Raw genomic sequence first — 26,176 nt, forward strand, 5'->3', positions numbered from 1 at the left:
ACGGCGTGTGACGCGCGTGCCGCCCGGGTCACCGGGCCGCACGCGCGCCGCCCTATACTGGACCCCGGTGCGTGCGACGCGCCGGATCGCACGAAAGGCTCTCCGTGGAAGTACTGCAGTTCGTCCTCCAGGTCCTCCTGGGGGTCACCAGCCTCCTCCTGACGCTGCTCATCCTCCTGCACAAGGGGCGCGGCGGCGGCCTGTCCGACATGTTCGGCGGCGGGATGTCGCAGGCCGTCGGCTCGTCGGGCCTCGCGGAGCGCAATCTGAACTACCTCACGATCATCCTCGCGCTGGTGTGGTTCCTCTCGATCGTCGGGCTCGGGCTCATCACGAAGTTCCAGGTCATCTGATGGCGACGGGATCGTCCGCGATCCGCGGCACCCGCGTCGGCTCCGGCCCCATGGGCGAGCAGGACCACGGGCACCACGCCGACCGCCTCGCGGTGTCGTACTGGGACGCGCTCGGGAACGAGGCCGTCCGGTACTACGCGGCCGGCATCCCCGAGGAGGAGATCCCCGATCTCATCGACCACCCGCACTCCGGGCTCCCTGCCGGGCGCGACAAGGAGAACCCGCCGGAGGCCTCCCGCAACGAGCCGTACAAGACGCACCTCGCCTACGTGAAGGAGCGTCGGACGGAAGACGAGGCGGAGGAGCTCCTCGGCGAGGCGCTCCAGAAGCTCCGCGAGAAGCGCGGGCAGTAGAGACCGCGCGAAGAAGGCCCCGATCCGCGGATCGGGGCCTTCTTGCTGTCACCAGGATCGGCGCGCTGCGCGCGCGGAGCTCAGTCGGGGTCGATGAGGTCCTCCGGCACCTCGGCCGCCGCGGCGGCGTCGGTGAAGACGATCGTCTGCTCCGTGCCGTACGCTCCCGCGGCGGGCACCGAGGCGAAGCTCGCTCCCGCCATCACGAGACCGAGCGCTGCCGCCTTGTCGGCCCCTGCGAGGACCATCCAGACGCGCGTCGAGGCGTTGATGACGGGCCGCGTGAAGGTGACGCGCTCCGGCGGGGGCTTGGGGGAGTCGCGCACCGGCAGCACGACCGCGTCGACGACGCCGACCTCCGACCGGTCGGGGAAGAGCGAGGCGATGTGCCCGTCCGGGCCGACGCCGAGGAAGCACACGTCGAAGACGGGGTAGGGGGTCCCGTCCGCCTGGGCGAAGCGCGCCAGCTCCTCGGCGTAGGAGCCGGCCGCCTCGTCCAGCGACACGCCGTCGTCCGATCCGGCCGGCTCGTGCACGTTCCCGGCCGGGATGGCGATGGCGTCGAGGAGGGCGCCGCGCGCCTGCCCGGCGTTGCGCTCGGCGTCGGCACGCGGCACGAACCGCTCGTCGCTCCACCACACGTGGACGAGCGACCAGTCGATGTTGTCGCGCCACGGATGGCCGGTCACTCCCGACAGCACGGCCGCCCCCATCGAGCCGCCTGTGAGCGACACGTGCACGGGACGCTGCTCCTGCGTGAGCTGCGCGAGCAGCCCGACGAAGCGATTGGCGACGTGCGCTGCCAGCTCCGCCTTGTCGGGCTGGACGACGACGCGCGTGTCGGCGTCGGACATCACGCCTCCTCGGCGGGCGGACCGAGACGCTCCCAGCCGTCCGTGAGCACACGGCCGTAGAGGAGGTCGGGGTCGAGCCGCCGGAGCTCCTCGGCGATGCACTCGCGGAGCGAACGGCGGGGCAGCAGCAGCACGTGGTCGGGCTGGCCGGGCTGCGTCAGCGTCGCGTGCGTTGCGCTGTGGCGCTCGAGCACGATGTCGCCGTCCGCGCGCTTCAGCACGACGGAGTGGATGCCGTGCGCCCACGTGTCGGGCGACTCGTAGGACCACTCGACGGGGACCTCGAGCGCCATGCCCAGCCAGGCGGCGAGCAGGGCCGTCGACGGCGAGGTCGATGCTCCGCGCACCTCGACGCCCGTGACGGGCTCGAACGGCGGCTGGTCGAGGACGGCGGCGAGCTGCTCGCGCCAGCGCGTGAGGCGCGTCCAGGCGAGGTCGGTGTCGCCGGGCGTGTAGACGAGGTCGAGCTGGCGCAGCCGGTCGGGCGCGTAGGGGGCCGTGGAGGTGTCGGTGATGCGCCGCTGCGCGATGCGTCCGAGCGCGTCCTTGCCGGGGCGGGCCGGGGGCTCGTCCGGCCACCACACGACGACGGGCGCGTCGGGGAGGAGGAGGCCCGTGATGAGGGTCTCCTCGTTGCTCGCTGCGGGGCCGAAGGCGCGCAGCACGACGACCTCGCTCGCGCCGGCGTCTCCGCCCACGCGGATCTCGGCGTCGAGCTTCGCCTCCCCGCGCGAGTCCGTCACGAGCACGATGACCCGCATGGGGTGCTCGCGCGAGGCGTCGTTGGCGGCGTCGATGACCGCCTCATCGAGCGTGCGCTTCGACTTGATGATGAGCGTGAGCACGCGGCCGAGGGCGACCGCGCCGCCCTCCTCGCGCACGGAGACGAGGCGCTTGGCGACCTCGCTGACGCTGGTGTCGGGAAGGTCGATGATCACGGGCGCCTCCAAACGCGGCCGTCGCGGGCGAGGAGCGCGTCGGCCGAAGCCGGGCCCCACGAACCGGAGTCGTACTGCTCGAGGGGCTCGTCGAGCGACGCCCAGTACTCCTCGACAGGGTCGAGGATGCGCCAGGACAGCTCCACCTCCTCGTGGCGGGGGAAGAGGGGCGGGTCGCCGAGGAGCACGTCGAGGATGAGCCGCTCGTACGCCTCGGGGCTCGCCTCCGTGAACGCGTGGCCGTACCCGAAGTCCATCGTGACGTCGCGCACGTTCGTGCCGGCGCCCGGGACCTTCGACCCGAACCGCAGCGTCACGCCCTCGTCGGGCTGCACGCGGATGACGAGCGCGTTCTGGCCGAGCTCGCTCGTCTGGCCGCGCGAGAACAGGTGCTCGGGGGCGCGCTTGAACACGACGGCGATCTCCGTCACGCGGCGGCCGAGCCGCTTGCCCGTGCGCACGTAGAACGGCACGCCCGCCCACCGGCGGGTGTTGATGTCGAGCTTGATGGCCGCGTACGTCTCCGTGCGCGACTCGGGGCTCATCCCGTCCTCCTCGAGGAAGCCGGTGACCTTCTTGCCGCCCTGCCATCCGCCCGCGTACTGGCCGCGTGCGGTCGCCGTGGAGAGGTCGGCCGGAAGCGTCACGGCGGCGAGGACCTTCTCCTTCTCGGCGCGCAGGTGCTCGGCGGAGAGGCTGATGGGCTCCTCCATGGCCGTGAGCGCGAGCAGCTGGAGCAGGTGGTTCTGGATGACGTCGCGCGCCGCGCCGACGCCGTCGTAGTAGCCCGCGCGACCCGACACGCCGATGTCCTCGGCCATCGTGATCTGCACGTGGTCGACGTAGTTGCGGTTCCAGATCGGCTCGTAGAGCTCGTTCGCGAAGCGCAGTGCCAGGATGTTCTGGACCGTCTCCTTGCCGAGGTAGTGGTCGATGCGGAAGATCGAGTCGGCGGGGAACGCGGCCTCGAGGGCGTCGTTCAGCTCGCGCGCCGACTCGAGGTCGTGCCCGAACGGCTTCTCGATGACGACGCGGCGCCACCGGGTGTCGTCCGGCTTGTCGTCGACGAGGCCCGATTCGAGCAGCTGCTGCGCGACGACGGGGAACGACTTCGGCGGGATCGACAGGTAGAACGCGTGGTTGCCCATCGTGCCGCGCTCGACGTCGAGGGTGTCGACCGTCTCGCGCAGGCGGCGGAACGCCGCGGGGTCGTCGAAGGCGCCCTGCACGAAGCGGATGCCCTGCGCGAGCTGCTGCCAGGTCTCCTCGCGGTACTCCGTCCGCGCGTGCTGCTTGACGGCGTCCTGCACCACCTGGGCGAAGTCCTCGTTCTCCCAATCGCGGCGCGCGAAGCCGACGAGCGCGAAGCCGGGCGGCAGGAGGCCGCGGTTGGCGAGGTCGTACACCGCGGGCATGAGCTTCTTGCGGGACAGGTCGCCCGTCACGCCGAAGATCACGAGGGCGCTGGGCCCCGCGATCCGGTTCAGGCGACGGTCGTCGGCGTCGCGCAGCGGATTCTGGCCGCGCGAGATCTGGACGGTCATGGAATGGGGGACTCCTCCTGGCCTACTGCGCTGCGGAGAACAGCGAGAGGACCTCGGTCTGGGGATCGGTGAGTGTGAGCGTGACGACGGGGCGGCCGGCCGCGGCGAGGACCTGGGCGTCGCCGCCCGCCTGCGCCTCGACGAGCTGGCCGAAGGTGAAGGGGCGGCCGGGGATCTCGAGATCGACCGGGGTGCGCTCGGTGATCTGCAGGAACACGCCGTTCGTGGGACCGCCCTTGTGGTACTGGCCCGTGGAGTGGAGGAAGCGCGGGCCCCATCCGAAGGTCGTCGGGCGACCCGAGTCGGCCGCGACGAGCTCGCGGAGACCCGCGAGCTGCGGCGACGTCGTGCGGTCGACGTAGGCGTGGATGGCGACGTACCCCTCGGAGGGAACGCGCGACCACAGCGCGTCGAGCACGCCCGCGATCGTCCCGGAGGACGCGAGCGCCGGATCGCTGACACGGACCTCGACGCCGTCCTCCGTGAAGGCGGGCGCCGCCGGCGCGGGGCGCGCGTCGAGCAGGCCGCGAGCGGCGGCCTTGGCCGCCTCCACGTCTGGCTGATCGAACGGATCGATGCCGAGCAGGCGCCCGGCGATCGCGACGGCGTACTCCCACACGAGCAGCTGCGCGCCGAGGTCGCCCGCGATGAGCACCTCGCCGTCCGGGTGGTGGGGCACGTCGTCGACGTCGTCGACGATCCGGACGACCTGCAGATCGTCGGGGACCTGCTCCACCTCCGGTGAGACGGGCAGCAGGACGACGGGCAGGATGCCTCGGCCGTCCTTGCCGGTGGACTCCGCGACCAGCTGCTCGATCCAGTCGGGAAGGCCCGTCGCGGGGTCGGCATCGTCGACGAGCCCGAGCTTGTCGCGCCCGGGCTGCGAGATCGCGGCCGCGAGGACGAGCGCGGGGTTCGACGGCGAGTCGATCGCGACGTCGAGCATGACGGCCTCCGCCTCGTCGAGCAGGCGGGCGATGTCGGCGCCGGCGAGGCCGGCCGGCACGAGCCCGAACGCCGTGAGGGCGGAGAAGCGGCCTCCCACCTCGGGGTCGGCGTGGAACACGCGGTACCCGGCCTCCGCGGCGGATGCGTCCAGCGGGGATCCGGGATCGGTGACGACGACGATGCGCGCGGCGGGGTCGATGCCGAGGTCGCGGAACGCCGCCTCGAACGCGCGCCGCTGGGCATCGGTCTCCACCGTCGATCCCGACTTCGACGACACCACGAGCGCCGTGCGCTCGATTCCCCCGTCGAGTGCCGCGAGCACCTGGCCGGGTGCCGTGGCGTCGAGCACCACGAGCTCCACGCCCGAGGCCCGCGCGATGACCTCCGGCGCGAGCGAGGAGCCGCCCATGCCCGCGAGCACGATGCGGTCCACGCCGAGCGCCCCGAGATCCTCGCGCAGGGCGAGGATCTCGGCCACGAGCGGACGGGAGGTCGTCACGGCCTGGACCCAGCCCAGGCGACGCGCGGCCTCCGCCTCCGCATCGGGACCCCACAGCGTGGGGTCCTCGTTCGTGATGCCCGACGCGACGAGATCGGCCGCGAGGCCGGCGACGACGTCGTGAACGGCCGCCCTCGTCGCGCCGGACAGGCGGATGGCGAATGTCACTGGGCGGACTCCAGGGCGGCCTTCACCGTGTTCTGGAGGTCGTGCCAGGAGGCGATGAACTTCTCGACGCCCTCGTCCTCGAGCAGCTGCGTGACGTCGGCGAAGTCGACGCCGACCGCGGCGAGCCCGTCGACGACCGCGTGCGCGTCGGCGTAGGCGCCCGTGATGGTGTCGCCCGTGACGACGCCGTGGTCGAACGTGGCCTCGAGCGTCTTCTCCGGCATGGTGTTGACCACGCCGGCCGCGACGAGCTCCGTGACGTACAGCGTGTCGGGGAGCGACGGGTCCTTGACGCCGGTCGACGCCCACAGCGGACGCTGCACGTTGGCGCCTGCGGCGACGAGGGCCTTCGCGCCCTCCTCGGCGAACTTCTGCTCGAACAGCTCGTAGGCGAGGCGGGCGTTGGCGACGCCGGCCTTCGACGTCAGCGCGAGCGCCTCGTCGGTGCCGATCGCCGCCAGGCGCTTGTCGATCTCGGTGTCGACGCGCGAGACGAAGAACGACGCCACGGAGTGGATGCCGGAGAGGTCGAGGCCGGCCGCCTTCGCCTGCTCGAGGCCCGCGAGGTAGGCGTCGATGACCTCGGCGTAGCGCTCGAGGCTGAAGATGAGCGTGACGTTGACGGAGATGCCCGCCGCGATCGCCGCCGTGATGGCGGGCAGGCCCGCCTTCGTGGCGGGGATCTTGATGAGGACGTTCTCGCGGTCGACCGCGGCGTGGAGCTCCTTCGCCTGCGCGATGGTGCCCTCCGTGTCGTGCGCGAGGTCGGGGGAGACCTCGATCGAGACGCGGCCGTCGACGCCCTTCGTGGCGTCGTAGAGCGGACGGAAGATGTCGCTCGCGTCGCGGACGTCGGTCGTCGTGATGGCGAAGATCGCCTCGTCGACGGACGCGCCGGCCGCGGCCTGGGCGGCGAGGGCGTCCTCGTAGCCGACGCCCGCCGTGATGGCCGCCTGGAAGATCGACGGGTTCGTCGTCACGCCCACGACGTCGCGGTTCGCGATGAGGTCGGCGAGGTTGCCCGACGTGATGCGGGTGCGGGAGAGGTCGTCGAGCCAGATGCTGACGCCGGCGGCCGAGAGGGCTGCGGTGGGGGAGGTCATGCGTTCTCCTTGAGGGTCTCGCGTGCGGCCTCGACGACGGCGTCCGTCGTGATGCCGAACTCGCGGAACAGGGTCTGGTAGTCGGCGGACGCGCCGAAGTGGTCGATGCCGACGGTGCGGCCCGTGGAGCCGACGATGCCCTTCCACAGGCCCGTGGCTCCGGCCTCGACCGAGACGCGCGCCGTGACGCCGGCCGGCAGCACACTCTCGCGGTACTCGTCCGACTGCTCGGCGAACCACTCCAGCGACGGTGCGGACACGACGCGCGCGTTCACGCCCTCCGCGGCGAGGCGCTCGCGCGCCTCGACGGCGAGCTGCACCTCGGAGCCGGTGGCGATGAGGATGACGTCGGGCGTGCCGTTCGGCGCCTCGGCGAGGACGTAGGCGCCCTTGGCCGTGTTCGCCGCCGACGCGAAGACGTCGCCGGAGGCCTCGCCCTCGCCGCGCGCGAAGACGGGGATGTTCTGACGCGTCAGGGCGATTCCCGCCGGTCCCTCCTGGCGGCGGAGGATCTCGAGCCACGCCGCCGCGGTCTCGTTGGCGTCCGCGGGGCGGACGACGGCGAGGTTCGGGATGAGGCGCAGCGTCGCGAGCTGCTCGATCGGCTGATGCGTGGGGCCGTCCTCGCCGAGGGCGACGGAGTCGTGCGTCCAGACGAAGATGCTCGGGACGTTCATGAGCGCCGCGAGTCGCACGGGCGGGCGCATGTAGTCGCTGAAGATGAGGAACGTGCCGCCGAACGCGCGCGTCGGCCCGTGCAGCACGATGCCGTTGAGGATGGCGCCCATGGCGTGCTCGCGGATGCCGAAGTGCAGGACCCGGCCGTAGGGCGAGCCCGACCACTCGTGGGTGGACCACTCCGCGGGGATGAACGACTTCGCGTCCTTGATGGTGGTGAGGTTCGACTCCGCGAGGTCGGCCGAGCCGCCCCACAGCTCGGGGAGCTCCGCGGCCAGGGCGTTGATGACCTGGCCGGACGCCGCGCGGGTGGAGACGTCCTTGCCCGCCTCGAACACCGGCAGCGCGCTCTCGATGCCCTCGGGGAGCGTGCCGTCCTGGAGGCGGTCCCACAGCGCCTTGCGCTCGGGGTTCGCCTCGGCCCAGGCGTCGAACGACTTCTGCCACTCGGCGTGTGCGGCCGCGCCGCGCTCGGCGAGCGAGCGGGTGTGGGCGATGACGTCGTCCGCGACCGCGAAGTGCGCCTCGGGGTCGAACCCGAGCACCGTCTTCGTCGCGGCGAGCTCCTCGCCGCCGAGCTTCGCGCCGTGGATCTTGCCGGAGTTCTGCTTGCCCGGCGAGGGGTAGCCGATGATCGTCTTGAGGATGATGAGCGAGGGCTTCGAGGTCTCCGCCTTCGCCGCCTCGATCGCCGCGAACAGCTCCGCGACGTCCTCGACGTAGTCCCCGGTCTTCTTCCAGTCGACGACCTGGACCTGCCACCCGTACGCCTCGTAGCGCGCGGCGACGTCCTCCGTGAAGGCGACGTTGGTGTCGTCCTCGATCGAGATCTGGTTCGAGTCGTAGATCGCGATGAGGTTGCCCAGCTGCTGGTGGCCGGCGAGGGAGCCGGCCTCGCTCGTGACGCCCTCCTGCAGGTCGCCGTCGCCCGCGACCACGTACACGTAGTGGTCGAACGGCGACTGGCCGGCCGGCGCCTCGGGGTCGAACAGGCCGCGCTCGTAGCGCGCCGCGTAGGCGAAGCCCACCGACGAGGCGAGGCCCTGGCCCAGCGGGCCCGTCGTGATCTCGACGCCCTTCGTGTGGCCGTACTCGGGGTGGCCCGGCGTGAGCGAGCCCCACGTGCGCAGCGACTTCAGGTCGTCGAGCTCGAGGCCGAAGCCTCCGAGGTAGAGCTGGACGTACTGGGTCAGCGAGGAGTGGCCGGCCGACAGGATGAACCGGTCGCGGCCCGCCCAGTGCGTGTCGGCCGGGTCGTGACGCAGGACCCGCTGGTACAGCAGGTACGCCGCCGGCGCGAGGCTCATCGCCGTGCCGGGGTGGCCGTTGCCGACCTTCTCCACGGCATCCGCTGCCAGCAGGCGGGCCGTGTCCACAGCGCGCCGATCGATCTCATCCCAACGCAGTTCCGACACCGGACCGCCTTTCGTGGTGGGGTTGTGCGCCCGGTACCCGGTCTGCGCCGCCACATCAGGGCGGACACGGCAGACGGCGCTCGGGCGCGCGTTTCTGGCCCCAGCATAGCCCTGCGGCGAGAGGGGCGTGCCGGTCTGTGACGACCGGTTGCCGCGAGTGTGGCAGACCACTGTGACGCGAGGGTGTCGGGGATCTCACCGCGGCGGGCGCCGGCGTGTGAGCGCGCGGGACCGGGGTGGACGATGCCATAGAATCGGGTGTGTCTGTGCCGGCCGAGGGGAGACGTGTGCGCATGTCCACGACGATCGTCGATTCCGAGCGGGGCTCCCGTCAGAGGCTCGCGCGGAAGATCAAGGCGTACGTCGCCCTCACGAAGCCGCGTGTGCTCGAGCTCCTGCTCGTCTCCACCGTTCCCGTGATGTTCCTCGCCGCAGACGGGCTGCCCGACCCGCTGCTCGTCCTCGCGACCGTCGTCGGCGGATCGCTGAGCGCCGGGTCGGCCGCCGCGTTCAACATGTACATCGACCGCGACATCGACGCCCACATGGCCCGCACGGAGAACCGCCCGATCGTGACGGGCGAGATCCCGCCGCGCAACGCGCTCGTGTTCGCCTGGACGCTGGCGGTCGTGTCGACCGTGTGGTTCCTCCTCACGACGAACCTGCTCACGGCGGCGCTGTCGGCCGGTGCGATCTTCTTCTACGTCGTCATCTACACCATCGTGCTCAAGCGGCGCACCGAGCAGAACATCGTCTGGGGCGGCATCGCGGGCTGCTTCCCGGTGCTCATCGGATGGGCGGCCGTGACGGACTCGCTCTCCTGGTCGGCGTTCATCCTGTTCGCGCTGGTGTTCCTCTGGACGCCGCCCCACTACTGGCCGCTGTCGATCAAGTACGCGGACGACTACGAGAACACCGACGTCCCGATGCTCGGCGCGACGCGCTCCGGCTCGCAGGTCGGGCTCCAGATCATCCTCTACGCGTGGGCCACCGTGGCGTGCTCGCTCCTCCTGATCCCCGTCGCGGGGATGGGGCTCGTCTACTCCGTGTCGGCCGTCGTGTTCGGGGGCTGGTTCATCTACGAGTCGCACCGTCTCTACGCCCGCACGGTCCTCGAGCTCGACGGCGATGCGCGCCCGCGCCCCATGCGCGTGTTCCACGCCTCCATCACGTACCTCACGCTCGTCTTCGTCGCCGTCGCGATCGACCCGCTGCTGCCCTTCTGACCGCGTCCTCGCGTCGCAGGGGAGTAGCGTTCAGAGCGATGTCGAACTCCGCGCAGCCGCCCACCCGATCCATCCCCCTCTCCGACGCGCGGAGGTGGCAGGCGTTCTGGGTCTGCGTGAGCGTGTCGGGGTTGACGATCCTCGACATCTCGAAGGTCAACGTCGCGCTGCCGTCCATCGAGGCGGCCTTCGGCGCCGGCTCCACCGAGCTCCAGCTCGTCGTGTCGGGGTACATCCTCGCCTTCGGCCTCGTGCTGGTCCCGATGGGGCGGCTCGGCGATCAGCGATCGCGCAAGGCGCTTCTCATCGTCGGCCTGGCGCTGTTCACGCTGTCGAGCGCGGCCTGCGCGCTCGCGGGGAACATCTGGATCCTCCTGGCCGCGCGACTCGTGCAGGGCGTCGCGGCGGGCATCCAGATGCCGCAGGTGATGGGGACGATCCAGCAGCTCTTCACGGGCAGGGAGCGCGGTCGCGCGTTCGGCCTCTTCGGGGCCATGATCGGCCTCGCGACGGCGTTCGGGCCGACCATCGGCGGTCTCCTGATCGCCCTCGGCGGCGAGAGCGACGGATGGCGCGGCATCTTCTGGATGAACGTGCCGCTGTTCGGCATCGCGCTGCTGCTCGTCGTGGTGCTCCTGCCCGAGGTGCGCCGGCCCGACGACCGGCCGCTCTCGCTCGACCCGGTCGGCATCCTCCTGTTCGCGGTCGCCGTCGTCGCTCTCATGCTGCCGTTCCTGTTCACCACGGGCGCATCGACGGATGCACCGGAGCGCTGGTGGACGCTCGTCGTCTTCGTCGTGTTCGCGGGCGCCTTCGTCGCGTGGGAGCGACGGTACGAGCGGGCAGGCGGGTCGCCGCTCATCAGCCTGCACCTGTTCCGCGTGTCCTCGTTCCGCAACGGGACGACCCTCATGGCGGCGTACTTCACGGGGCTCCCCGCGCTCTTCCTGCTCACGACCCTGTTCCTGCAGACGGGTCTCGGCGTGTCGGCTCTCCATGCGGGGATGGTCTCGATCGGCTTCGCGCTCGCGAGCGCGGTCTCGTCATGGCTCGGCGGGCAGCTGGTCGGGCGCTACGGGCGTCCGGTCGTCGTGTCCGGGCTCGTCCTCGTGCTCGCGACCGTCGTCGGCCTCGCCGTCGCCGCGCTGCTCCTGCCCGCGGAGGCGACGCCGTGGGCGATGGCGGCGATCATGGCCGTCGGCGGTTTCGGCGGAGGGCTCGTCATCTCGCCGAACCAGACCCTCACGCTCGCCGAGATCCCGCCCGCCCAGGGCGGCCTGGCGGGATCGATCGGCCAGCTCGGCCAGCGCATCGGAACCGCGATCGGAACGGCCGTCGGCCTGTCGCTGTTCTACTCCACGATCTTCCGCGAGGAGAGGCAGAAGCCCGCGCTCGACGTCTACCACGATGCGTACGCCATGGGGCTCGTCGCCGTGGCGCTCTTCGTCGCCGTCGCGCTCGCGGTGTCGCTCGTCGACCTCAGCAGCCGTCGCCGCGCGGACCGGGCAGGGGCCGCTGAGGCCTGACCCGGGCCGATGGCGGTCAGCCGTCCGCGCGCGCGGACGCGACGAGCGCGGCGAGGGCCGATGAGTCGTCGAGGAGGGCGAGCAGGCGCTCCGCGCTCATGAGCGCCACGCCGTCCTCGTTCCCGAGCACGATGAGCTTCTGACCGGGCTCGAATCCGTGATCCCGACGTGCCTGTGCGGGGATGGCGATCTGCCCGCGCTCTCCGACGGTGACGGATCCGTAGAACCGCCGTGCGGGCGCCCCGGATGCGGTGGGGGTGTCTGTGCTCATGGACTCCATGTTATACATGTTGAAACATGTAGAACATGGAGGAGGTCGCCGTGCTCGTCGCGCTCATCGCCCTGGGAGCGGTCGCCGTCGTGGCGGCCGCGGTGGGCGGCTACGCCTGGAACAACCTCACGTACGCGGACCGCGCACGCTCGAAGGTCGCCGCGTGCGGATTCGTCGAGCGCCAGCGTGCGCTGCCGAGCGGGGCGGTGATCTCGTACGCCGAGGGTCCCGCGAACGGCGCCCCCGTTCTCCTCGTGCACGGGCAAGCATCGGCGTGGGAGAGCTATGCGCCCGTGCTGCCCGATCTGTCGCGGGATCACCACGTGCTCGCCGTCGACGTCGTGGGGCACGGATCGTCCAGCCGCACCCCGGGGCGCTACTCCGCCGAGGAGATCGGCACCGATCTCGTGGCGTTCATCGACGCCGTCATCGGCGCGCCGGTCATCCTCTCCGGCCACTCGTCGGGCGGCCTCGTCGCCCTCTGGATCGCCGCCCATGCGCCGGACCGGGTCGCGTCCGTCCTCCTCGAGGACCCGCCGCTGTTCTCCACCGAGGTCGAGCGGATGCCCCGGCAATTCAACTACGTCGATCTCGCGGCGCCCGCGCACGCGTTCCTCGCGGAGGGAGGCCGCGGCGACTTCGCGGCCTGGTACGCCGAGCACAACGCCTGGATCCGCCACTTCGGCCGTGGCGCCGGCGGCATCGCCCGCTTCGCGCGGAAGCGCCGCCGGCGGCATCCCGACCGCCCGCTGAGGATCTGGTTCCTGCCGCCGTCCGTCAACAAGGCGTTCGCGCACATGCACGAGTTCGACCCCCGCTTCGCCGACGCGTTCTACCGGGGCACGTGGCAGGCCGGATTCGACCAGCAGGCGGCCGTCGAGGCGGTCGATCGCCCCGCGCTGCTCGTCCACGCCAACTGGAGGGTCACCGCGGACGGGATCCTGGAGGGCGCGATGACCGATGACGACGCGGCACGGGCGGGGGCCGCGCTGCGCCACGGCCGTGTCGTGCGCGTCGACACCGGCCACACCGTCCACGACGAGGATCCGCGATCCTTCGCGGCGCTCATCCGATCGCTGCCGGATGGCCGCTGACGCCCGTCGCCGAGACGACGAGCGGGCGGCGCGGCCGCTCCCGCGGGATCAGCGCGACGCGGAGCTCTCCGACCGCGCGTCGCGGAAGTCGTCGGCGAACTCGTCGGCGTCGTCCTTCCGCACGTCGGCGTCGGTCTGTGCGGTGTCGTCCTCCTCCGCGACGTCATGGGGCTCGGCGTCATCGGCCTCCCAGTCGATCTGCTCGACGACGACGGGGCGAGAGGACACGAGGGTCTTCGCCGCCGCGAGGGCGAGCGCGAGGATGATGCCGAGCGCGCCGGCGCCGACGAGGCCGGCCGCGAGCGTGATCCACGCCTGGCCGACGTACACCTCGACGCCGGTGGCGGTTCCGGCGAGCAGCATCTCCTCCATGGTGCCGATGCGCGGCAGCGACAGGGCGACGCCGCCCGCGAGCGAGAGCACGGATGCGAAGACGAGCGCCCAGTAGGCGACGCTGCGGCTGAGACGGTGGGGGCGGGACATGTTCCTCCTCTGGGCGCGCCGCGTCTCGGCACGCCCGTCCCACCCTGGGTGCCGGTCCCTGGCGCCGTCGATGCGCCCGCTATGCGCCGCCTGTGAACGGAGACCCGTTCCCCGTCAGCCCGCGACGGGCCGCTTCAGCCGCAGCACGACCACCGTGTAGGTCGCCGCCGACAGGGCGGCCAGCACCATGTGCGTGCCCACGAGCAGCTCCGGCAGCCCCGTGCGCGCCTGGATGACGCCGACGACGATCTGCACGCCGATCGCGAGCAGGAGGACGAGCATCCAGGTCCGCGTCGGGAGCGACCTCGCCCACGCGACGGCGAGGAGCGCGACGACGAGCGCGAGCAGGATGTAGCCCGGCCACGAGTGGACGTGCGCGAGGACGGTCGCGTCGAAGCCGGTGCGGACGATGTCGTCGTCGCCGGAGTGGGGGCCGGACCCCGTCGTGAGCACCCCGAGGAAGATGGTGGCCGCCAGCGCGAGCCCCGTCACGTGCGTGAGGACGGCCACTCCTCGCGGGACGGCGCGCTCGCGGGGGCCCTCCGGCGCGCGCAGGCGCTCGAGGTAGGCGGCGGTGACGCAGACGAGCAGCAGCGACGACGTGTAGTGGAAGCCGACGACGAACGCGTTCAGGTCGGTCAGCACGGCGAGCCCGCCCACGACCGCCTGCGCCATGACGCCCGCGAGCACGAGCCAGGCGAGCACGACGAGATCGCGTCGGCGCGGAGCGCGCCGCACGGAGTCGACGGCCGCCGCGACGACGGAGGCCAGCAGGGCGGCCGAGAACGCGAACGCGCCCAGGCCGGCGGCCGCCGTCGCGGCGAACGCGACGGCACCCGCGACGATGCCGGCCAGGGCGAACCACACGGCGCGCAGCACCTGCGCCCGCCCGGCGACGGCCGCGAGGGTCAGGAACAGCACCGCCAGCGCGAGCACGCCGACGACGCCCGTCATGGTGCGGTTGCCGAACTCGACGATCCCGTGGAAGCCCTGCTCGGGCAGCGGCACGAGCGACTCCGGGGTGCACAGCGGCCACTCGGTGCACCCGAGACCCGAGCCCGTCAGGCGGACGGCGCCCCCGGTTCCGATGATGATGACCTCGGCGAGGAACGACAGCCACGCGAGCACGCGGAGCGGTCGGCCGAAGACGAGGGCGCGGTCGGGGGCGGGAGCGGGCGCGATGGTACTGCGGGACATGGGTCCTCCGGCTCGCATGCGGCATCCGGGCGGCCCGGATGTCGGGGGAACCTGTAGAATCGGGATCGTTGCGATGCGCGCGAGAGCGCGGGATGCATCACCAACAGTTTAGGCGCGATGATCGCGTCGTGATGAGGGCCCCACAGCGGCATCCACACCCGGTCACTCGACGGGCGACGGCATGCCGGAGCGGATGACACCGCGAGGACCCGACGAGGAGAGTGTGAGATGTCGGATGTTCTGATCGACCGCCCAGAGCTCGAAGGTCTGGGGGTGTACGAGTTCGGCTGGCACGACGCCGACGCCGCGGGAGCGAGCGCGAAGCGCGGCCTCAACGAGGCCGTCGTGCGCGACATCTCCGCGCTCAAGAGCGAGCCCGAGTGGATGCTCAAGACCCGGCTGAAGGGGCTTCAGCTCTTCGGCCGCAAGCCGATGCCGACGTGGGGCGCCGACCTCAGCGACATCGACTTCGACAACATCAAGTACTTCGTGCGCTCCACCGAGAAGCAGGCCCAGACGTGGGAGGAGCTTCCGGAGGACATCAAGAACACGTACGAGCGCCTCGGCATCCCCGAAGCGGAGCGCCAGCGTCTCGTCGCGGGCGTCGCGGCGCAGTACGAGTCGGAGGTCGTGTACCACCAGATCCGCGAGGACCTGGAGGCGCAGGGCGTCATCTTCATGGACACCGACACCGCCCTGCGCGAGCACCCCGAGTTCTTCGAGGAGTACTTCGGCACCGTCATCCCGGCGGGCGACAACAAGTTCGCCGCGCTCAACACGGCCGTCTGGTCGGGAGGGTCGTTCGTCTACGTGCCCAAGGGCGTGCACGTCGAGATCCCGCTGCAGGCCTACTTCCGCATCAACACCGAGAACATGGGCCAGTTCGAGCGGACGCTGATCATCGCCGACGAGGACTCCTACGTCCACTACATCGAGGGCTGCACGGCGCCCATCTACAAGAGCGACTCGCTCCACTCGGCTGTCGTCGAGATCATCGTGAAGAAGAACGCCCGCGTGCGCTACACGACGATCCAGAACTGGTCGAACAACGTCTACAACCTCGTCACCAAGCGTGCCGTCGCCCACGAGGGCGCGACGATGGAGTGGATCGACGGCAACATCGGCTCCAAGGTGACGATGAAGTACCCGTCGATCTTCCTCATGGGCGAGCACGCCAAGGGCGAGACCCTGTCCGTCGCGTTCGCGGGGCCGGGCCAGCACCAGGACGCCGGCGCGAAGATGATCCACATGGCGCCGTACACGCAGTCGTCGATCGTCTCGAAGTCGATCGCGCGCGGCGGCGGCCGCGCAGGCTACCGCGGCGAGGTGCGTGTCGACGCGAACGCGCACCATTCGGCCAACACGGTGCGCTGCGATGCTCTCCTCGTCGACACGATCTCGCGCAGCGACACCTACCCGGCGATCGACATCCGGGTCGATGACGTGCAGCTGGGCCACGAGGCCACGGTGTCGAAGGTGAGCGAGGAGCAGCTCTTCTACCTCATGAGCCGCGGACTCCCCGAGGACGAGGCCATGGCCATGATCGTGCGCGGCTTCATCGAGCCGATCGCCCGCGAACTGCCCATGGAGTACGCCCTCGAGCTCAACAAGCTCATCGAGATGGGCATGGAAGGATCGGTCGGCTAGATGACGGCCTCGACGCAGGCGCCGGAGCAGACGGCGCAGGATCAGCACGCTCACGTCGACCCCGCCGCGGCCCTCCGCGACGACGCGGGCGTCCCCATCCAGACCCGTTCGGAGCGGCTGCGCTCGTACGAGCCCGCCGACTTCGGCGTGCCGACGGGTCGCGAGGTGAACTGGAAGCACACGCCGGTCGAGCGGGTGTCGTCGCTGTTCGCCGTCGCGGATCAGAACGACGGGGTCTCCTACGCCTTCTCGTCGGGCGAGGCCTACGCCGCCGCGCCGCTCTCCCCGGGCACGGCGCCGCGAGGCGAGTTCTTCGCCCCCGAGGACCTGCCCGCAGCCGTCGCCTGGCAGGGCGCGGCCGAGGCGCTGCACATCCGCGTGCCGCGCGAGGAGGAGGTCGCCGAGCCGATCGTCGTGGCGATCGAGGGTCAGGGCGCCGCCCGTCGCGCCGACGCCCACATCGTGATCGAGGCACTCGAGCACTCCAAGGCGACCGTCGTGCTGCGGCACAGCGGGTCCGCCCAGTACGCGCAGGACGTCGAGATCCTCGTCCGCGACGGCGCGCAGCTCACGGTCGTCTCGGTGCAGCAGTGGGACGACTCCGCCGTCCACGTCGCGGCGCACCAGGCGCGCGTCGACCGCTCCGCGTCGCTCCGGCACATCGTGGTGAGCTTCGGCGGCGGCGTCGTGCGAGTGAACCCGACCGTCGAGCTCGCGGGCGCGGGCGCGAACGGCGAGGTCTACGGGCTGTCGTTCGCCGACGACGGCCAGCACCTCGAGAGCCAGGTGTACCTCTTCCACAAGGGCCCCGAGACGACGGGCGACGTGCTCTACAAGAGCGCGCTGCAGGGCGACACGGCGCGCGCCGTGTGGATCGGCGACGTGCTGATCGGCCCTGACGCCACCGGCACCGACTCCTACGAGGCCAACCGCAACCTCATCCTCACGAACGGCGCACGTGCCGACTCGATCCCGAACCTCGAGATCCAGACGGGCGACATCAAGGGCGCCGGTCACGCCTCGGCGACGGGGCGCTTCGACGACGAGCAGCTGTTCTACCTGCAGGCGCGCGGCATCAGCGACGCCGAGGCGCGCCGTCTCGTCGTGCTCGGCTTCCTCAACGAGATCGCGCAGAAGATCGACGCGGGCGATCTGCAGGACGAGCTCGTCGCCGCCATCGAGCAGGAGCTCGCCCAGGGGGCGTCGGCATGACGGCCACCCGCGTGTGCGCGCTGAGCGACCTCGAGCAGGACACCGCGCTGCGCGTCGTCGTGGACGGCGTCGCGATCGCCGTGGTCCGCGACGCGGACGACGAGGTGCACGCGATCGGCGACGTCTGCACGCACGGCGACATCTCGCTGTCGGAGGGCTTCGTCGAGGGCGACAGCCTGGAGTGCTGGGCCCACGGCTCGGCGTTCTCGCTGCGCACCGGCAAGCCCCTGAACCTCCCCGCTTACGAGCCCGTCCCCGTCTACGTCGTCGAGATCGACGGCGACGACGTGCTCATCGACCCGAATGTGAAGAAGGAAATCTGAAATGGCAGTCCTCGAGATCCGCGACCTGCACGTGACGGTCGAGACCGATGAGGGTACGACGCCCATCCTCAACGGCGTGAACCTGACGGTGAAGACGGGCGAGACCCACGCCATCATGGGCCCCAACGGCTCGGGCAAGTCGACGCTCGCGTCGACGATCGCCGGTCACCCCAAGTACACCGTGACGGGCGGCTCGATCACGCTCGACGGCGAGGACGTCCTCGAGATGTCGGTCGACGAGCGCGCGCGTGCGGGTCTCTTCCTCGCGATGCAGTACCCCGTCGAGATCCCCGGCGTGACGGTGACGAACTTCCTGCGCACCGCGAAGACCGCGATCGACGGCGAGGCGCCGGCGCTGCGCTCCTGGACCAAGGAGGTCAAGGAGGGCATGAAGAACCTGCGCATGGACGACAAGTTCGCCCAGCGCAACGTCAACGAGGGCTTCTCGGGCGGCGAGAAGAAGCGCCACGAGATCCTCCAGCTCGAGCTGCTGAAGCCGCAGCTCGCGATCCTCGACGAGACCGACTCCGGCCTCGACGTCGACGCGCTGAAGATCGTGTCGGAGGGCGTGAACCGCGCGAAGGAGAACACCGGTCTCGGCGTCCTCCTCATCACGCACTACACGCGCATCCTGCGCTACATCACGCCCGACTACGTGCACGTCATGGTCAAGGGCCAGGTCGTCGAAGAAGGCGGCCCCGAGCTGGCCGAGCGCCTCGAGAACGAGGGCTACGACCGCTACTTCGCTCCCGGCGAGCCGATCGAGGCGTAGGGTCGCATCATGACCGCGACCCTCACACCCGAGAAGTACGACGAGGTCACCGAGGCGCTCAAGGACGTCATGGACCCCGAGCTCGGCGTCAACGTCGTCGACCTCGGCCTCATCTACGATCTCGCCTGGGACGACGAGAACGACGCGCTCGTCATCCACATGACGCTGACGAGCGCGGGCTGCCCGCTCACCGACGTGCTCGAGGAGCAGACGGCGCAGTCGCTGGACGGCGTCGTCGAGCGCTTCCGCATCAACTGGGTGTGGATGCCCCCGTGGGGGCCCGAGCGCATCACCGACGACGGGCGCGACATGATGCGGGCCCTCGGCTTCGCGATCTGATGACGCCCTGAGACGGCCCGGAGCCACCCGCTCCGGGCCGTCGGCGCGTCCGGCGGATAGGCTCGGGAGGTGACCACGCCGCTCGACGCCCTGCCCCTCGACCAGCTCCGAACGAGGACGAGCACGAAGTGGGCCAAGTACCCCGACGACGTGCTGCCGCTCTTCGTGGCGGAGACCGACTTCGCCCTGGCGCCCGCCATCACGGAGGCCCTGCACGCCGCCGTCGACCGCGGGGACACCGGCTACGTCCCGCCGAAGACGGCCTACCCCGACGCCTACGCGCGCTTCGCGGAGCGACGCCACGGCTGGCAGGTCGACCCCGCGCGCATCCGCACGACGTGCGACGTCATGATGGGCGTCGCCGAGGCCGTGCGTGCGGTCGCGGAGCCGGGGGACGGCGTCATCGTCACGCCGCCCGTCTATCCTCCCTTCCTCGACGTCCGCGACGAGACCCGCACGACGAACGTCGAGGTGCCGCTGCTCCGCTCGGACGAGGGATGGCGCCTCGACCTCGACGGCATCGACCGCGCGTTCGCGGCGGGGGCGAAGGCGATCCTGCTCTGCAATCCGCACAATCCGACGGCGACGGTGCACGCGCGCGACGATCTCGCTGAGCTCGCCCGCATCGCCGAGCGCCACGGCGGCTACGTCGTGAGCGACGAGATCCACGCGCCGCTCACGATGCCCGATGCCGTGTTCACCCCCTTCCTCACGGCCGCGCCGGAGGCCGAGGCCGTGGGCATCGTCGTGACGAGCCCCAGCAAGACCTTCAACCTCGCGGGCTTGAAGGCCGCGCAGTTCGTGACGGCCTCGCCCGCCACGCAGCGCCTCGTCGACGGCATGCCGTGGGAGGTGGAGTGGCGCACGGGCCTCTTCGGCATCGTCGCCGGCATCGCGGCGTACGACGACGGCGACGACTGGCTCGACGGCCTCGTCGCACGCCTCGACCTCAACCGGCACCTCCTGGCCGAGCTGCTCGCCGCGCACGTGCCGGGCGCGCGCTACCTGCCGGGAGCCGCGGGCTTCCTCGGCTGGGTCGACTTCACGGCGCTCGGCTGGGGGGACGACCCCGCCCGCCGCATCCTCAAGGAGACGCGCGTCGCCCTCAACCCCGGCCCGTCGTTCGGCGCCGAGGGGCGCGGGTTCGCGCGCATCAACTACGGAACCGGGCCGGAGATCCTCACCGAGGCGGTGCAGCGCATCGGCCGGATCGCCGCAGCGTGAGCGGAGTCGATCCCCGCGCCGCGTCCGGCCCGGTCCCCATCTCGCACGCTCCGACGGCCGGCCGCGGGGTCTGGGGGCACCCGTACCTCCTCACGACGGTGGGCGCGGTCGCGCTCATCTTCCTGGCCGCCCTGCAGTCGCTGGCCGTGACGACCGTCATGCCCGTCGTGGCCGCCGATCTCGACGGGCAGTCGCTCTACGCCGTCGCGTTCTCTGGCACGTTCGCCGCCGCCGTCATCGGGATGGTCGCGGCCGGGGCCTGGAGCGACCGCACCGGCCCCGCCGCGCCGCTCGTCACGGCGGGCGCGTTCTTCGTCGCCGGCCTCGTCATCGACGCGGTCGCCGCCGACATGCCGACGCTCGTGCTCGGCCGTCTCATCATGGGGCTCGGCTCGGGCGGGCAGGTCGTCTCCCTCTACGTCGTCGTCGCCCGCGTGTACCCGGCCCACCTCCAGGGCCGCGTGATGGCGGCGTTCTCGGCGGCGTGGATCGTCCCATCGCTCATCGGCCCCCTGCTCGCCGGCGCCGTCGCCGAGTACCTGCACTGGCGCTGGGTCTTCGGCGGCATCGCCGCGTGCACGGTCGCCGCCTTCGCGCTCATCGCCCCGCGCCTGCGAGGCCTCGGGACGTCGGGGGAGCCCGTGCGCGTGGGAGGCGTGGGACGGCGGCTCGTGCTCGCCGTCGTCGTGGCGGCGGCGGCGCTCGCCCTCGCGCTCGCGGGCGAGATCGACGGGGCTCTCGGGTGGATCGCCGCGGGCGCGTCGCTCGCCGTCGTCGCGGTCGCGATCCTGCCGCTCCTCCCGAGAGGGGTCGTCCGCCTCGCGCGGGGGCTTCCGAGCGTCATCGTCATGCGCGGGCTCATCGCCGGAGCGCTCTTCGGCGCCGAGATCTACGTGCCCTACCTGCTCCAGGCGGACTACGGCTTCTCTCCCACGACGGCGGGTGCCGGTCTCACGGCAGCCGCGCTCACGTGGGCGGCGGCCGCCGAGCTGTCCGGCCGGTTCGGCGACCGGCTCGGCAACCGCCGCATCGCGACGGCGGGGGCCGCCCTCCTCGCCGTCGCGCTCGTGGCCTGCACCGCGACCGCGGCGTTCGGCCTGCCGGCGTGGGTGCCGATCGTCTGCTGGGGCTTCGCGGGCCTCGGGATGGGCCTCGTCTACCCGCGGCTCACGGTGCTGACCCTCGCCTACTCGTCCGAGCGCAACCAGGGCTTCAACTCCGCCGCGCTCCAGATCAGCGACTCGGTGGGAGCGTCGGCGACCATGGCCGTGATGGGGCTCGCGTTCACGGCGCTCGCGGGCGCGGGCGGGGCGTTCACGGCCGTCTTCGCGATCGGACTCGCGCTCGCGCTCGCGGCGCTCGTGCCCGGCCTGCGCCTCGGCCACGCACGCGAGCTCTGATCGTCAGCCGACGCCCAGCCCCGCGAGGACGATCCGCAGGCCCGCCGCGAAGTCGGCTTCCGCCTCGGCGGCGATGACATCGGGAGGGGTGTCGAGCACGCCCATCCGCGCCGCCTGCAGACGCTGCTGCACGATCGAGGCGTGGCCGAGGACGAAGGGGAGGAGCGCGGCGGCGCCGGCGGCTCCGACGTCGGCGGGCAGCGCCGCCGCGATGCGCCGCCTCGCCTCGTCGGCGCCGAGCGAGAGCGCCTGCGAGCTGAGCACGACCTCGGCGCCGTCGCGGTGGCGCAGAAGTGCGTCCCTGAGCGCGGCGGCGACCTCGCCGACGGCTGCTCCCTCTGGCGCGACCGCCTCGGCGACGATCCGGTCGGCGACCGCGGCGAGCAGCACCTGCTTGCTGTCGAAGTGCCAGTACAGCGCACTGGGACGGACGTCCAGCTCGGCGGCGAGACGGCGCATCGTCAGGTCGGGAAGCCCGTGTTCGTCGAGGAGCCGCAGGGCGACATCGACGATCCCTGTCCGTCCGTGACGTCCCGTCGTCTCGTCGGCCATGTCCATGAGTATACTGAACGCCGTTCAGGTGAACGCTGTTCAGGAGGCGTTCGGATGAAGGAGGACGAGGATGGCCCGGGCGACAGGCTTCGAGGGGCGCGACATCGCGCGGATCGCGGTGTTCGCCGCGATCATCATCGCGCTCGGCATCGTGGGACCCATTCCCGGGCCGATCGGCGTGCCCATCACGGCGCAGACGCTCGGCGTCATGCTCGCGGGCGCCGTTCTCGGATGGAGCCGCGGGGCCGCGGCGGTGCTCGTGGTGCTCGTGCTCGTCGCGGTCGGGCTGCCCGTGCTGTCGGGAGGGCGCGGAGGCCTCGGCGTCTTCGCCGGGCCCACGGCGGGCTATGCGCTCGGCTGGGTGCTGGGCGCCGCCGTCGTCGGGCTGATCGCCCACGGGGGCGGCCGCCGCCTGCAGTGGTGGCGCGTCGCCATCGCGTGCGTCGTCGGGGGGATCCTCGCGATCTACGCCGTCGGCGTGCCCGTGCAGGCGCTCGTCATGGGGCTGCCCCTCGGCGAGGCGGCCCTCTCGAGCCTCGTGTTCCTGCCGGGCGATCTCATCAAGGCCGCCGTCGCGACCGTGCTCGTGGTCGCCGTCCACCGCGCCTACCCCGTCGCCTTCGGCGCGCGCCGCCCGGCCGCAGCGGCGCGCGGCTGACGTCGCCCGTGACAGGGCGGCGCGCTCCCGAGTTCGAGCTCGAGCTCGACGCTGTCGGCGTCGAGGCCGACGGCACGACCATCCTCGACGACGTCACGGTGCGCACGCGCGCCGCGCGCGTCGCCGTCATCGGCGCCAACGGATCGGGAAAGTCGACCTTCGCGCGGGTGATCGGCGGGCTCGCGCCGATCGCGCGCGGCCGCGTCCGCGTCCACGGCATCGACCCCGGGAACCGTGCCATCCGCGACCGGGTCGGCTTCGTCTTCACGAATCCCGACGCGCAGATCCTCATGCCGACCGTCGCGGAGGACGTCGCGCTCTCCCTGCGGGGGCGCGGGCTGGCGAAGCGCGTGATCGCCGAGCGCGTCGCCGAGGCGCTCGCGCGCCACGGCCTCGCCGCGCACGCCGACCAGCCCGCGTACAGCCTGTCGGGCGGTCAGAAGCAGCTGCTCGCCCTCGTATCGGTCCTCGTGCGCGAACCCGCGCTGATCGTCGCCGACGAGCCGACGACGCTGCTCGACCTCGGCAACGCGAGGCGGATCGGCGACCTGCTCACGGGGGGCGCCGCACCTCAGGTCGTCGTCGCCACCCACGATCTCGACCTCGCCGCGCGCTGCGACATCGTCCTCCGCTTCGCCGACGGGCGCCTCGTCGAGGCGGGCGACCCCACTGCGGTCATCGCCCGCTATCGTGCGGAGTTCGCATGATCTCGCTCTACCGCCCCGGCACGAGCCCGCTGCACCGGATGCCGGCCGGCGCGAAGCTGACGGTGCTCGCCGTGCTCGCGCTCGGGATCTCGCTCTGGCCGCACGCGCCCGCGACGGCCGCGGCGACGCTCGTCGCGGTGGCGGTGCTCTTCCTCCTCGGCGGGTTCGGGCCCCGGGTGATGCTGCGCCAGGCGTGGACGCTGCGCTGGATCGTCGCCTTCATGGCCGTCACCCAGCTCGTCTTCCTCGGGCCCGAGCCGGCGTTCGTCAACACCGCGCGGGTCGCGTCGGTCGTCCTGCTCGCGGCGCTCCTGACTCTCACGACCCGCACGGGCGACCTGCTCGACGTCGTGGAGAGGATGCTCCGCCCGCTGGCGCGCCTCGGCGTCGATCCGTGGCGGGTCGCGTTCACGCTCTCCCTCACGATCGCGCTCGTCCCCGTCGTCGCCGACCTCGCCCGGCGTATCGGGGAGGCGCAGCGCGCGCGCGGTGTGCGCCTGGGCTTCCGCGCCGTCGTTCCGCTCCTCGTGATGTCGCTACGGCACGCGGACGACGTCGCGGACGCGCTGAGCGCCAGGGGGATCGCGTGACACGGGTCGTCGGGGGCCGCGTCGTCCATGGCGCCGTCGTGGACGACGAGACGCGCTGCGCCCACTATGCAGGCGCCGACGACGTCCTCGCGATCCTGTTCGCGTGCTGCCGGCGCTGGTACCCGTGCCACGCATGTCACGAGGCCGACGCGTCGCACGAGGCGCGGGTGTGGGCCGCCGGCGACGCGGCGGAGCACGCCCTGCTGTGCGGGCGCTGCGGTGCGACCTCGTCCATCGCCGACTACCGCACGACCGGCGCCTGCGGGGCGTGCGGCGGCGCGTTCAACGACGGGTGCCGCCGGCACCACCACCTCTACTTCGCCTGACCCCCAGCGGTCGCCGCCTATACTGGGAGGCTGGCCCTTCGGCCGCTCCCACCCCCCATCCAGAGAGACAGGTGCCGTTGTGCTCGCCGTGCAGGGCCTCGAGATCCGCGTCGGAGCACGCCTCCTCATGTCGGGCGTGGACTTCCGCGTCGGACCCGGCGACAAGGTCGGCCTCGTCGGCCGCAACGGGGCGGGCAAGACGACCCTGACGAAGGTGCTCGCGGGCGACCTCATCCCCTCCGACGGCAAGGTCGTGAAGTCGGGCGAGCTCGGCTACCTGCCGCAGGACCCGCGCTCGGGCGACCCCGAGGAGACCGCGCGCACGCGCATCCTGAACGCACGCGATCTCGGAGACCTCGCCGCGGGCATCCGCGAGTCGTCGGAGCAGATGGCGGCGGACGACCCGAAGACCGCCGAGAAGGCCATGAAGCGCTACGCGCGGCTCATGGAGCGCTTCGAGGCGCTCGGCGGGTACGCCGCCGAGGCGGAGGCCGCGTCGATCGCGCACAACCTCTCCCTGCCCGACCGCATCCTCGATCAGCCGCTCAAGACGCTGTCGGGCGGTCAGCGTCGACGCATCGAGCTCGCGCGCATCCTGTTCTCCGACGCCGAGACGATGATCCTCGACGAGCCGACCAACCACCTCGACGCCGACAGCGTGATCTGGCTCCGCGAGTTCCTGAAGACCTACAAGGGCGGGCTCATCGTCATCAGCCATGACGTCGACCTCGTCGGCGAGACCGTCAACCGCGTCTTCTACCTCGACGCGAACCGGCAGGTCATCGACATCTACAACATGGGCTGGAAGCACTACCAGCGCCAGCGCGTCGCCGACGAGGAGCGACGCAAGAAGGAGCGCGCGAACGCCGAGAAGAAGGCCTCGGTCCTGCAGCAGCAGGCGGCGCGCTTCGGGGCGAAGGCGTCGAAGGCCGCGGCGGCCCACCAGATGGTGGCGCGCGCCGAGAAGCTCCTCTCCGGGCTCGAGGAGGTCCGCCAGGAGGACCGCGTGGCGAAGCTGCGCTTCCCCAAGCCCGCGGCCTGCGGCAAGACGCCGCTCATGGCCTCGAGCCTGTCGAAGTCGTACGGGGCGCTCGAGATCTTCGCGGGCGTCGACCTCGCGATCGACCGCGGCTCCAAGGTCGTCGTGCTGGGTCTCAACGGTGCGGGGAAGACGACGCTCCTGCGCATCCTCGCCGGTGCCGACAAGAGCGACACGGGGCAGATCGAGCCCGGCCACGGGCTGAAGATCGGCTACTACGCGCAGGAGCACGAGAACCTCGACGTGAAGCGCTCGGTGCTCGAGAACATGGTGTCGGCGGCGCCCGACCTCACGGAGACCGAGGCGCGCAAGGTGCTGGGGTCGTTCCTGTTCACGGGCGACGACGTGCACAAGCCCGCCGGCGTGCTGTCGGGCGGCGAGAAGACCCGGCTGTCACTCGCGACGCTCGTGGTGTCGTCCGCGAACGTCCTCCTGCTCGACGAGCCGACGAACAACCTCGACCCCGCCTCGCGCGACGAGATCCTCGGAGCGCTGTCGCACTATGAGGGCGCCGTCGTGCTCGTCTCGCACGACGAGGGCGCCGTCGAGGCGCTCAACCCGGAGCGGGTGCTGCTGCTCCCCGACGGGGTCGAGGACATCTGGAACAAGAGCTATCTCGAGCTGATCACGCTCGCGTAGCGTCCTCCTCTCGCCCAGGTCGCAGTTCGCGGCCCGAAGCGGGCTGTTCAGGACGCGGACTGCGACCTGGACGACGGGCGGGCGGCCCGCGAGCCGTC

The 26,176-nt window shown here is 71.7% G+C and carries 27 protein-coding genes; 17 read left to right on the forward strand and 10 right to left on the reverse strand.

Annotated elements, in window-relative coordinates:
* Positions 1–104: 104 nt before the first annotated feature.
* A complete protein-coding gene (gene secG, locus ACWGPF_RS03870) occupies positions 105–353 on the forward strand; it encodes a preprotein translocase subunit SecG (RefSeq protein WP_345435083.1) in 249 nt (82 codons plus the stop codon).
* Positions 353–706, forward strand: coding sequence for an RNA polymerase-binding protein RbpA (locus ACWGPF_RS03875; protein WP_452331574.1), 354 nt, complete (start codon positions 353–355; stop codon positions 704–706). Before secG ends, ACWGPF_RS03875 begins: the two co-directional genes overlap by 1 nt.
* Before the next feature lie 80 nt (positions 707–786).
* Here ACWGPF_RS03875 and pgl read toward each other — a convergent pair whose 3' ends face one another.
* Genes pgl through tkt form a run of 6 tightly spaced genes read right to left on the reverse strand, consistent with a single transcriptional unit; the run spans position 787 to position 8,853 of the window.
* Positions 787–1,560, reverse strand: a complete 774-nt coding sequence (pgl, locus tag ACWGPF_RS03880) for a 6-phosphogluconolactonase (protein ID WP_452331575.1) — start codon at positions 1,558–1,560, stop codon at positions 787–789.
* On the reverse strand, positions 1,560–2,498 hold the full coding sequence (locus tag ACWGPF_RS03885) for a glucose-6-phosphate dehydrogenase assembly protein OpcA (RefSeq protein WP_452331576.1): 939 nt from the start codon (positions 2,496–2,498) through the stop codon (positions 1,560–1,562). The genes pgl and ACWGPF_RS03885 overlap by 1 nt, the downstream gene beginning before the upstream one ends.
* Positions 2,495–4,042 (reverse strand): glucose-6-phosphate dehydrogenase, encoded by a 1,548-nt coding sequence (gene zwf / locus ACWGPF_RS03890; RefSeq protein WP_452331577.1) that lies wholly within the window; start codon positions 4,040–4,042, stop codon positions 2,495–2,497. Before zwf ends, ACWGPF_RS03885 begins: the two co-directional genes overlap by 4 nt.
* 22 nt (positions 4,043–4,064) lie before the next feature.
* Positions 4,065–5,657: a glucose-6-phosphate isomerase gene (locus ACWGPF_RS03895; protein ID WP_452331578.1), complete on the reverse strand. Its 1,593-nt coding sequence runs from the start codon at positions 5,655–5,657 to the stop codon at positions 4,065–4,067.
* Positions 5,654–6,760, reverse strand: coding sequence for a transaldolase (gene tal / locus ACWGPF_RS03900; RefSeq protein WP_452331579.1), 1,107 nt, complete (start codon positions 6,758–6,760; stop codon positions 5,654–5,656). The genes ACWGPF_RS03895 and tal overlap by 4 nt, the downstream gene beginning before the upstream one ends.
* A complete protein-coding gene (gene tkt / locus ACWGPF_RS03905) occupies positions 6,757–8,853 on the reverse strand; it encodes a transketolase (RefSeq protein WP_452331580.1) in 2,097 nt (698 codons plus the stop codon). The genes tal and tkt overlap by 4 nt, the downstream gene beginning before the upstream one ends.
* Before the next feature lie 293 nt (positions 8,854–9,146).
* Between tkt and ACWGPF_RS03910 the strand changes: the two genes are divergently transcribed.
* Together ACWGPF_RS03910 and ACWGPF_RS03915 are read left to right on the forward strand one after the other, a co-directional pair.
* Positions 9,147–10,079: a heme o synthase gene (locus tag ACWGPF_RS03910; protein ID WP_452331581.1), complete on the forward strand. Its 933-nt coding sequence runs from the start codon at positions 9,147–9,149 to the stop codon at positions 10,077–10,079.
* Positions 10,080–10,117: 38 nt separating this feature from the next.
* On the forward strand, positions 10,118–11,605 hold the full coding sequence (locus tag ACWGPF_RS03915) for an MFS transporter (RefSeq protein ID WP_452331582.1): 1,488 nt from the start codon (positions 10,118–10,120) through the stop codon (positions 11,603–11,605).
* Between the two features lie 16 nt (positions 11,606–11,621).
* On the opposite strand, the gene ACWGPF_RS03920 is transcribed toward ACWGPF_RS03915, so the two are convergent.
* Positions 11,622–11,876, reverse strand: coding sequence for an AbrB/MazE/SpoVT family DNA-binding domain-containing protein (locus ACWGPF_RS03920; protein ID WP_452331583.1), 255 nt, complete (start codon positions 11,874–11,876; stop codon positions 11,622–11,624).
* A gap of 35 nt (positions 11,877–11,911) precedes the next feature.
* Here ACWGPF_RS03920 and ACWGPF_RS03925 point away from each other — a divergent pair, with 35 nt between their 5' ends.
* A complete protein-coding gene (locus ACWGPF_RS03925) occupies positions 11,912–12,970 on the forward strand; it encodes an alpha/beta fold hydrolase (RefSeq protein ID WP_452331584.1) in 1,059 nt (352 codons plus the stop codon).
* A gap of 48 nt (positions 12,971–13,018) precedes the next feature.
* Here ACWGPF_RS03925 and ACWGPF_RS03930 read toward each other — a convergent pair whose 3' ends face one another.
* Together ACWGPF_RS03930 and ACWGPF_RS03935 are read right to left on the reverse strand one after the other, a co-directional pair.
* Positions 13,019–13,453, reverse strand: coding sequence for a dinucleotide-utilizing enzyme (locus ACWGPF_RS03930; RefSeq protein WP_452331585.1), 435 nt, complete (start codon positions 13,451–13,453; stop codon positions 13,019–13,021).
* 114 nt (positions 13,454–13,567) lie between these two features.
* A complete protein-coding gene (locus tag ACWGPF_RS03935) occupies positions 13,568–14,650 on the reverse strand; it encodes a COX15/CtaA family protein (protein WP_452331586.1) in 1,083 nt (360 codons plus the stop codon).
* Between the two features lie 228 nt (positions 14,651–14,878).
* Between ACWGPF_RS03935 and sufB the strand changes: the two genes are divergently transcribed.
* The 7 genes from sufB to ACWGPF_RS03970 all read left to right on the forward strand — a co-directional run bounded on the left by sufB (position 14,879) and on the right by ACWGPF_RS03970 (position 21,567).
* Positions 14,879–16,297: a Fe-S cluster assembly protein SufB gene (gene sufB / locus ACWGPF_RS03940; RefSeq protein WP_345435113.1), complete on the forward strand. Its 1,419-nt coding sequence runs from the start codon at positions 14,879–14,881 to the stop codon at positions 16,295–16,297.
* On the forward strand, positions 16,298–17,509 hold the full coding sequence (gene sufD, locus ACWGPF_RS03945; protein ID WP_452331587.1) for a Fe-S cluster assembly protein SufD: 1,212 nt from the start codon (positions 16,298–16,300) through the stop codon (positions 17,507–17,509). It abuts the gene before it with no gap.
* A complete protein-coding gene (locus ACWGPF_RS03950) occupies positions 17,506–17,832 on the forward strand; it encodes a non-heme iron oxygenase ferredoxin subunit (RefSeq protein WP_452331588.1) in 327 nt (108 codons plus the stop codon). The genes sufD and ACWGPF_RS03950 overlap by 4 nt, the downstream gene beginning before the upstream one ends.
* Before the next feature lies 1 nt (position 17,833).
* The gene (gene sufC, locus ACWGPF_RS03955) at positions 17,834–18,604 is read left to right on the forward strand and encodes a Fe-S cluster assembly ATPase SufC (protein ID WP_452331589.1); all 771 of its coding nucleotides are present in this window, start codon (positions 17,834–17,836) and stop codon (positions 18,602–18,604) included.
* 9 nt (positions 18,605–18,613) lie between these two features.
* Complete coding sequence (locus ACWGPF_RS03960) at positions 18,614–18,943, forward strand: metal-sulfur cluster assembly factor (RefSeq protein ID WP_345435121.1); 330 nt, start codon at positions 18,614–18,616, stop codon at positions 18,941–18,943.
* A gap of 69 nt (positions 18,944–19,012) precedes the next feature.
* Positions 19,013–20,167 (forward strand): MalY/PatB family protein, encoded by a 1,155-nt coding sequence (locus ACWGPF_RS03965; protein ID WP_452331590.1) that lies wholly within the window; start codon positions 19,013–19,015, stop codon positions 20,165–20,167.
* Positions 20,164–21,567, forward strand: coding sequence for an MFS transporter (locus tag ACWGPF_RS03970; RefSeq protein WP_452331591.1), 1,404 nt, complete (start codon positions 20,164–20,166; stop codon positions 21,565–21,567). Before ACWGPF_RS03965 ends, ACWGPF_RS03970 begins: the two co-directional genes overlap by 4 nt.
* 3 nt (positions 21,568–21,570) lie before the next feature.
* Here ACWGPF_RS03970 and ACWGPF_RS03975 read toward each other — a convergent pair whose 3' ends face one another.
* Entirely contained in the window at positions 21,571–22,119 is a 549-nt protein-coding gene (locus tag ACWGPF_RS03975; RefSeq protein ID WP_452331592.1) for a TetR family transcriptional regulator, read from the reverse strand.
* A 70-nt stretch (positions 22,120–22,189) separates the two neighbouring features.
* On the opposite strand from ACWGPF_RS03975, the gene ACWGPF_RS03980 reads away from it, so the two are divergent.
* The 5 genes from ACWGPF_RS03980 to ACWGPF_RS04000 all read left to right on the forward strand — a co-directional run bounded on the left by ACWGPF_RS03980 (position 22,190) and on the right by ACWGPF_RS04000 (position 26,078).
* The gene (locus ACWGPF_RS03980; RefSeq protein ID WP_452331593.1) at positions 22,190–22,777 is read left to right on the forward strand and encodes a biotin transporter BioY; all 588 of its coding nucleotides are present in this window, start codon (positions 22,190–22,192) and stop codon (positions 22,775–22,777) included.
* 8 nt (positions 22,778–22,785) lie between these two features.
* Positions 22,786–23,484 (forward strand): energy-coupling factor ABC transporter ATP-binding protein, encoded by a 699-nt coding sequence (locus ACWGPF_RS03985; RefSeq protein ID WP_452331594.1) that lies wholly within the window; start codon positions 22,786–22,788, stop codon positions 23,482–23,484.
* A complete protein-coding gene (locus ACWGPF_RS03990; protein ID WP_452331595.1) occupies positions 23,481–24,074 on the forward strand; it encodes an energy-coupling factor transporter transmembrane component T family protein in 594 nt (197 codons plus the stop codon). The genes ACWGPF_RS03985 and ACWGPF_RS03990 overlap by 4 nt, the downstream gene beginning before the upstream one ends.
* Positions 24,071–24,400, forward strand: a complete 330-nt coding sequence (locus tag ACWGPF_RS03995) for a CHY zinc finger protein (RefSeq protein ID WP_452331596.1) — start codon at positions 24,071–24,073, stop codon at positions 24,398–24,400. The genes ACWGPF_RS03990 and ACWGPF_RS03995 overlap by 4 nt, the downstream gene beginning before the upstream one ends.
* Positions 24,401–24,479: 79 nt before the next feature.
* Positions 24,480–26,078, forward strand: coding sequence for an ABC-F family ATP-binding cassette domain-containing protein (locus tag ACWGPF_RS04000; RefSeq protein ID WP_345435138.1), 1,599 nt, complete (start codon positions 24,480–24,482; stop codon positions 26,076–26,078).
* The last annotated feature ends 98 nt before the right edge of the window (positions 26,079–26,176 follow it).

Source organism: Microbacterium sp. NPDC055683 (assembly GCF_053617895.1).

Coding starts and splice junctions, on each gene's coding strand:
- ACWGPF_RS03910 (WP_452331581.1), top strand. CDS start 9,147: ATGTCCACGACGATCGTCGATTCCGAGCGGGGCTCCCGTCAGAGGCTC.
- ACWGPF_RS03925 (WP_452331584.1), top strand. CDS start 11,912: ATGGAGGAGGTCGCCGTGCTCGTCGCGCTCATCGCCCTGGGAGCGGTC.
- ACWGPF_RS03915 (WP_452331582.1), top strand. CDS start 10,118: ATGTCGAACTCCGCGCAGCCGCCCACCCGATCCATCCCCCTCTCCGAC.
- ACWGPF_RS03935 (WP_452331586.1), bottom strand. CDS start 14,650: ATGTCCCGCAGTACCATCGCGCCCGCTCCCGCCCCCGACCGCGCCCTC.
- ACWGPF_RS03960 (WP_345435121.1), top strand. CDS start 18,614: ATGACCGCGACCCTCACACCCGAGAAGTACGACGAGGTCACCGAGGCG.
- ACWGPF_RS03920 (WP_452331583.1), bottom strand. CDS start 11,876: ATGAGCACAGACACCCCCACCGCATCCGGGGCGCCCGCACGGCGGTTC.
- tal (WP_452331579.1), bottom strand. CDS start 6,760: ATGACCTCCCCCACCGCAGCCCTCTCGGCCGCCGGCGTCAGCATCTGG.
- ACWGPF_RS03875 (WP_452331574.1), top strand. CDS start 353: ATGGCGACGGGATCGTCCGCGATCCGCGGCACCCGCGTCGGCTCCGGC.
- sufB (WP_345435113.1), top strand. CDS start 14,879: ATGTCGGATGTTCTGATCGACCGCCCAGAGCTCGAAGGTCTGGGGGTG.
- sufC (WP_452331589.1), top strand. CDS start 17,834: ATGGCAGTCCTCGAGATCCGCGACCTGCACGTGACGGTCGAGACCGAT.
- ACWGPF_RS03990 (WP_452331595.1), top strand. CDS start 23,481: ATGATCTCGCTCTACCGCCCCGGCACGAGCCCGCTGCACCGGATGCCG.
- ACWGPF_RS03980 (WP_452331593.1), top strand. CDS start 22,190: ATGGCCCGGGCGACAGGCTTCGAGGGGCGCGACATCGCGCGGATCGCG.
- pgl (WP_452331575.1), bottom strand. CDS start 1,560: ATGTCCGACGCCGACACGCGCGTCGTCGTCCAGCCCGACAAGGCGGAG.
- ACWGPF_RS03975 (WP_452331592.1), bottom strand. CDS start 22,119: ATGGCCGACGAGACGACGGGACGTCACGGACGGACAGGGATCGTCGAT.
- sufD (WP_452331587.1), top strand. CDS start 16,298: ATGACGGCCTCGACGCAGGCGCCGGAGCAGACGGCGCAGGATCAGCAC.
- ACWGPF_RS03950 (WP_452331588.1), top strand. CDS start 17,506: ATGACGGCCACCCGCGTGTGCGCGCTGAGCGACCTCGAGCAGGACACC.
- ACWGPF_RS03930 (WP_452331585.1), bottom strand. CDS start 13,453: ATGTCCCGCCCCCACCGTCTCAGCCGCAGCGTCGCCTACTGGGCGCTC.
- zwf (WP_452331577.1), bottom strand. CDS start 4,042: ATGACCGTCCAGATCTCGCGCGGCCAGAATCCGCTGCGCGACGCCGAC.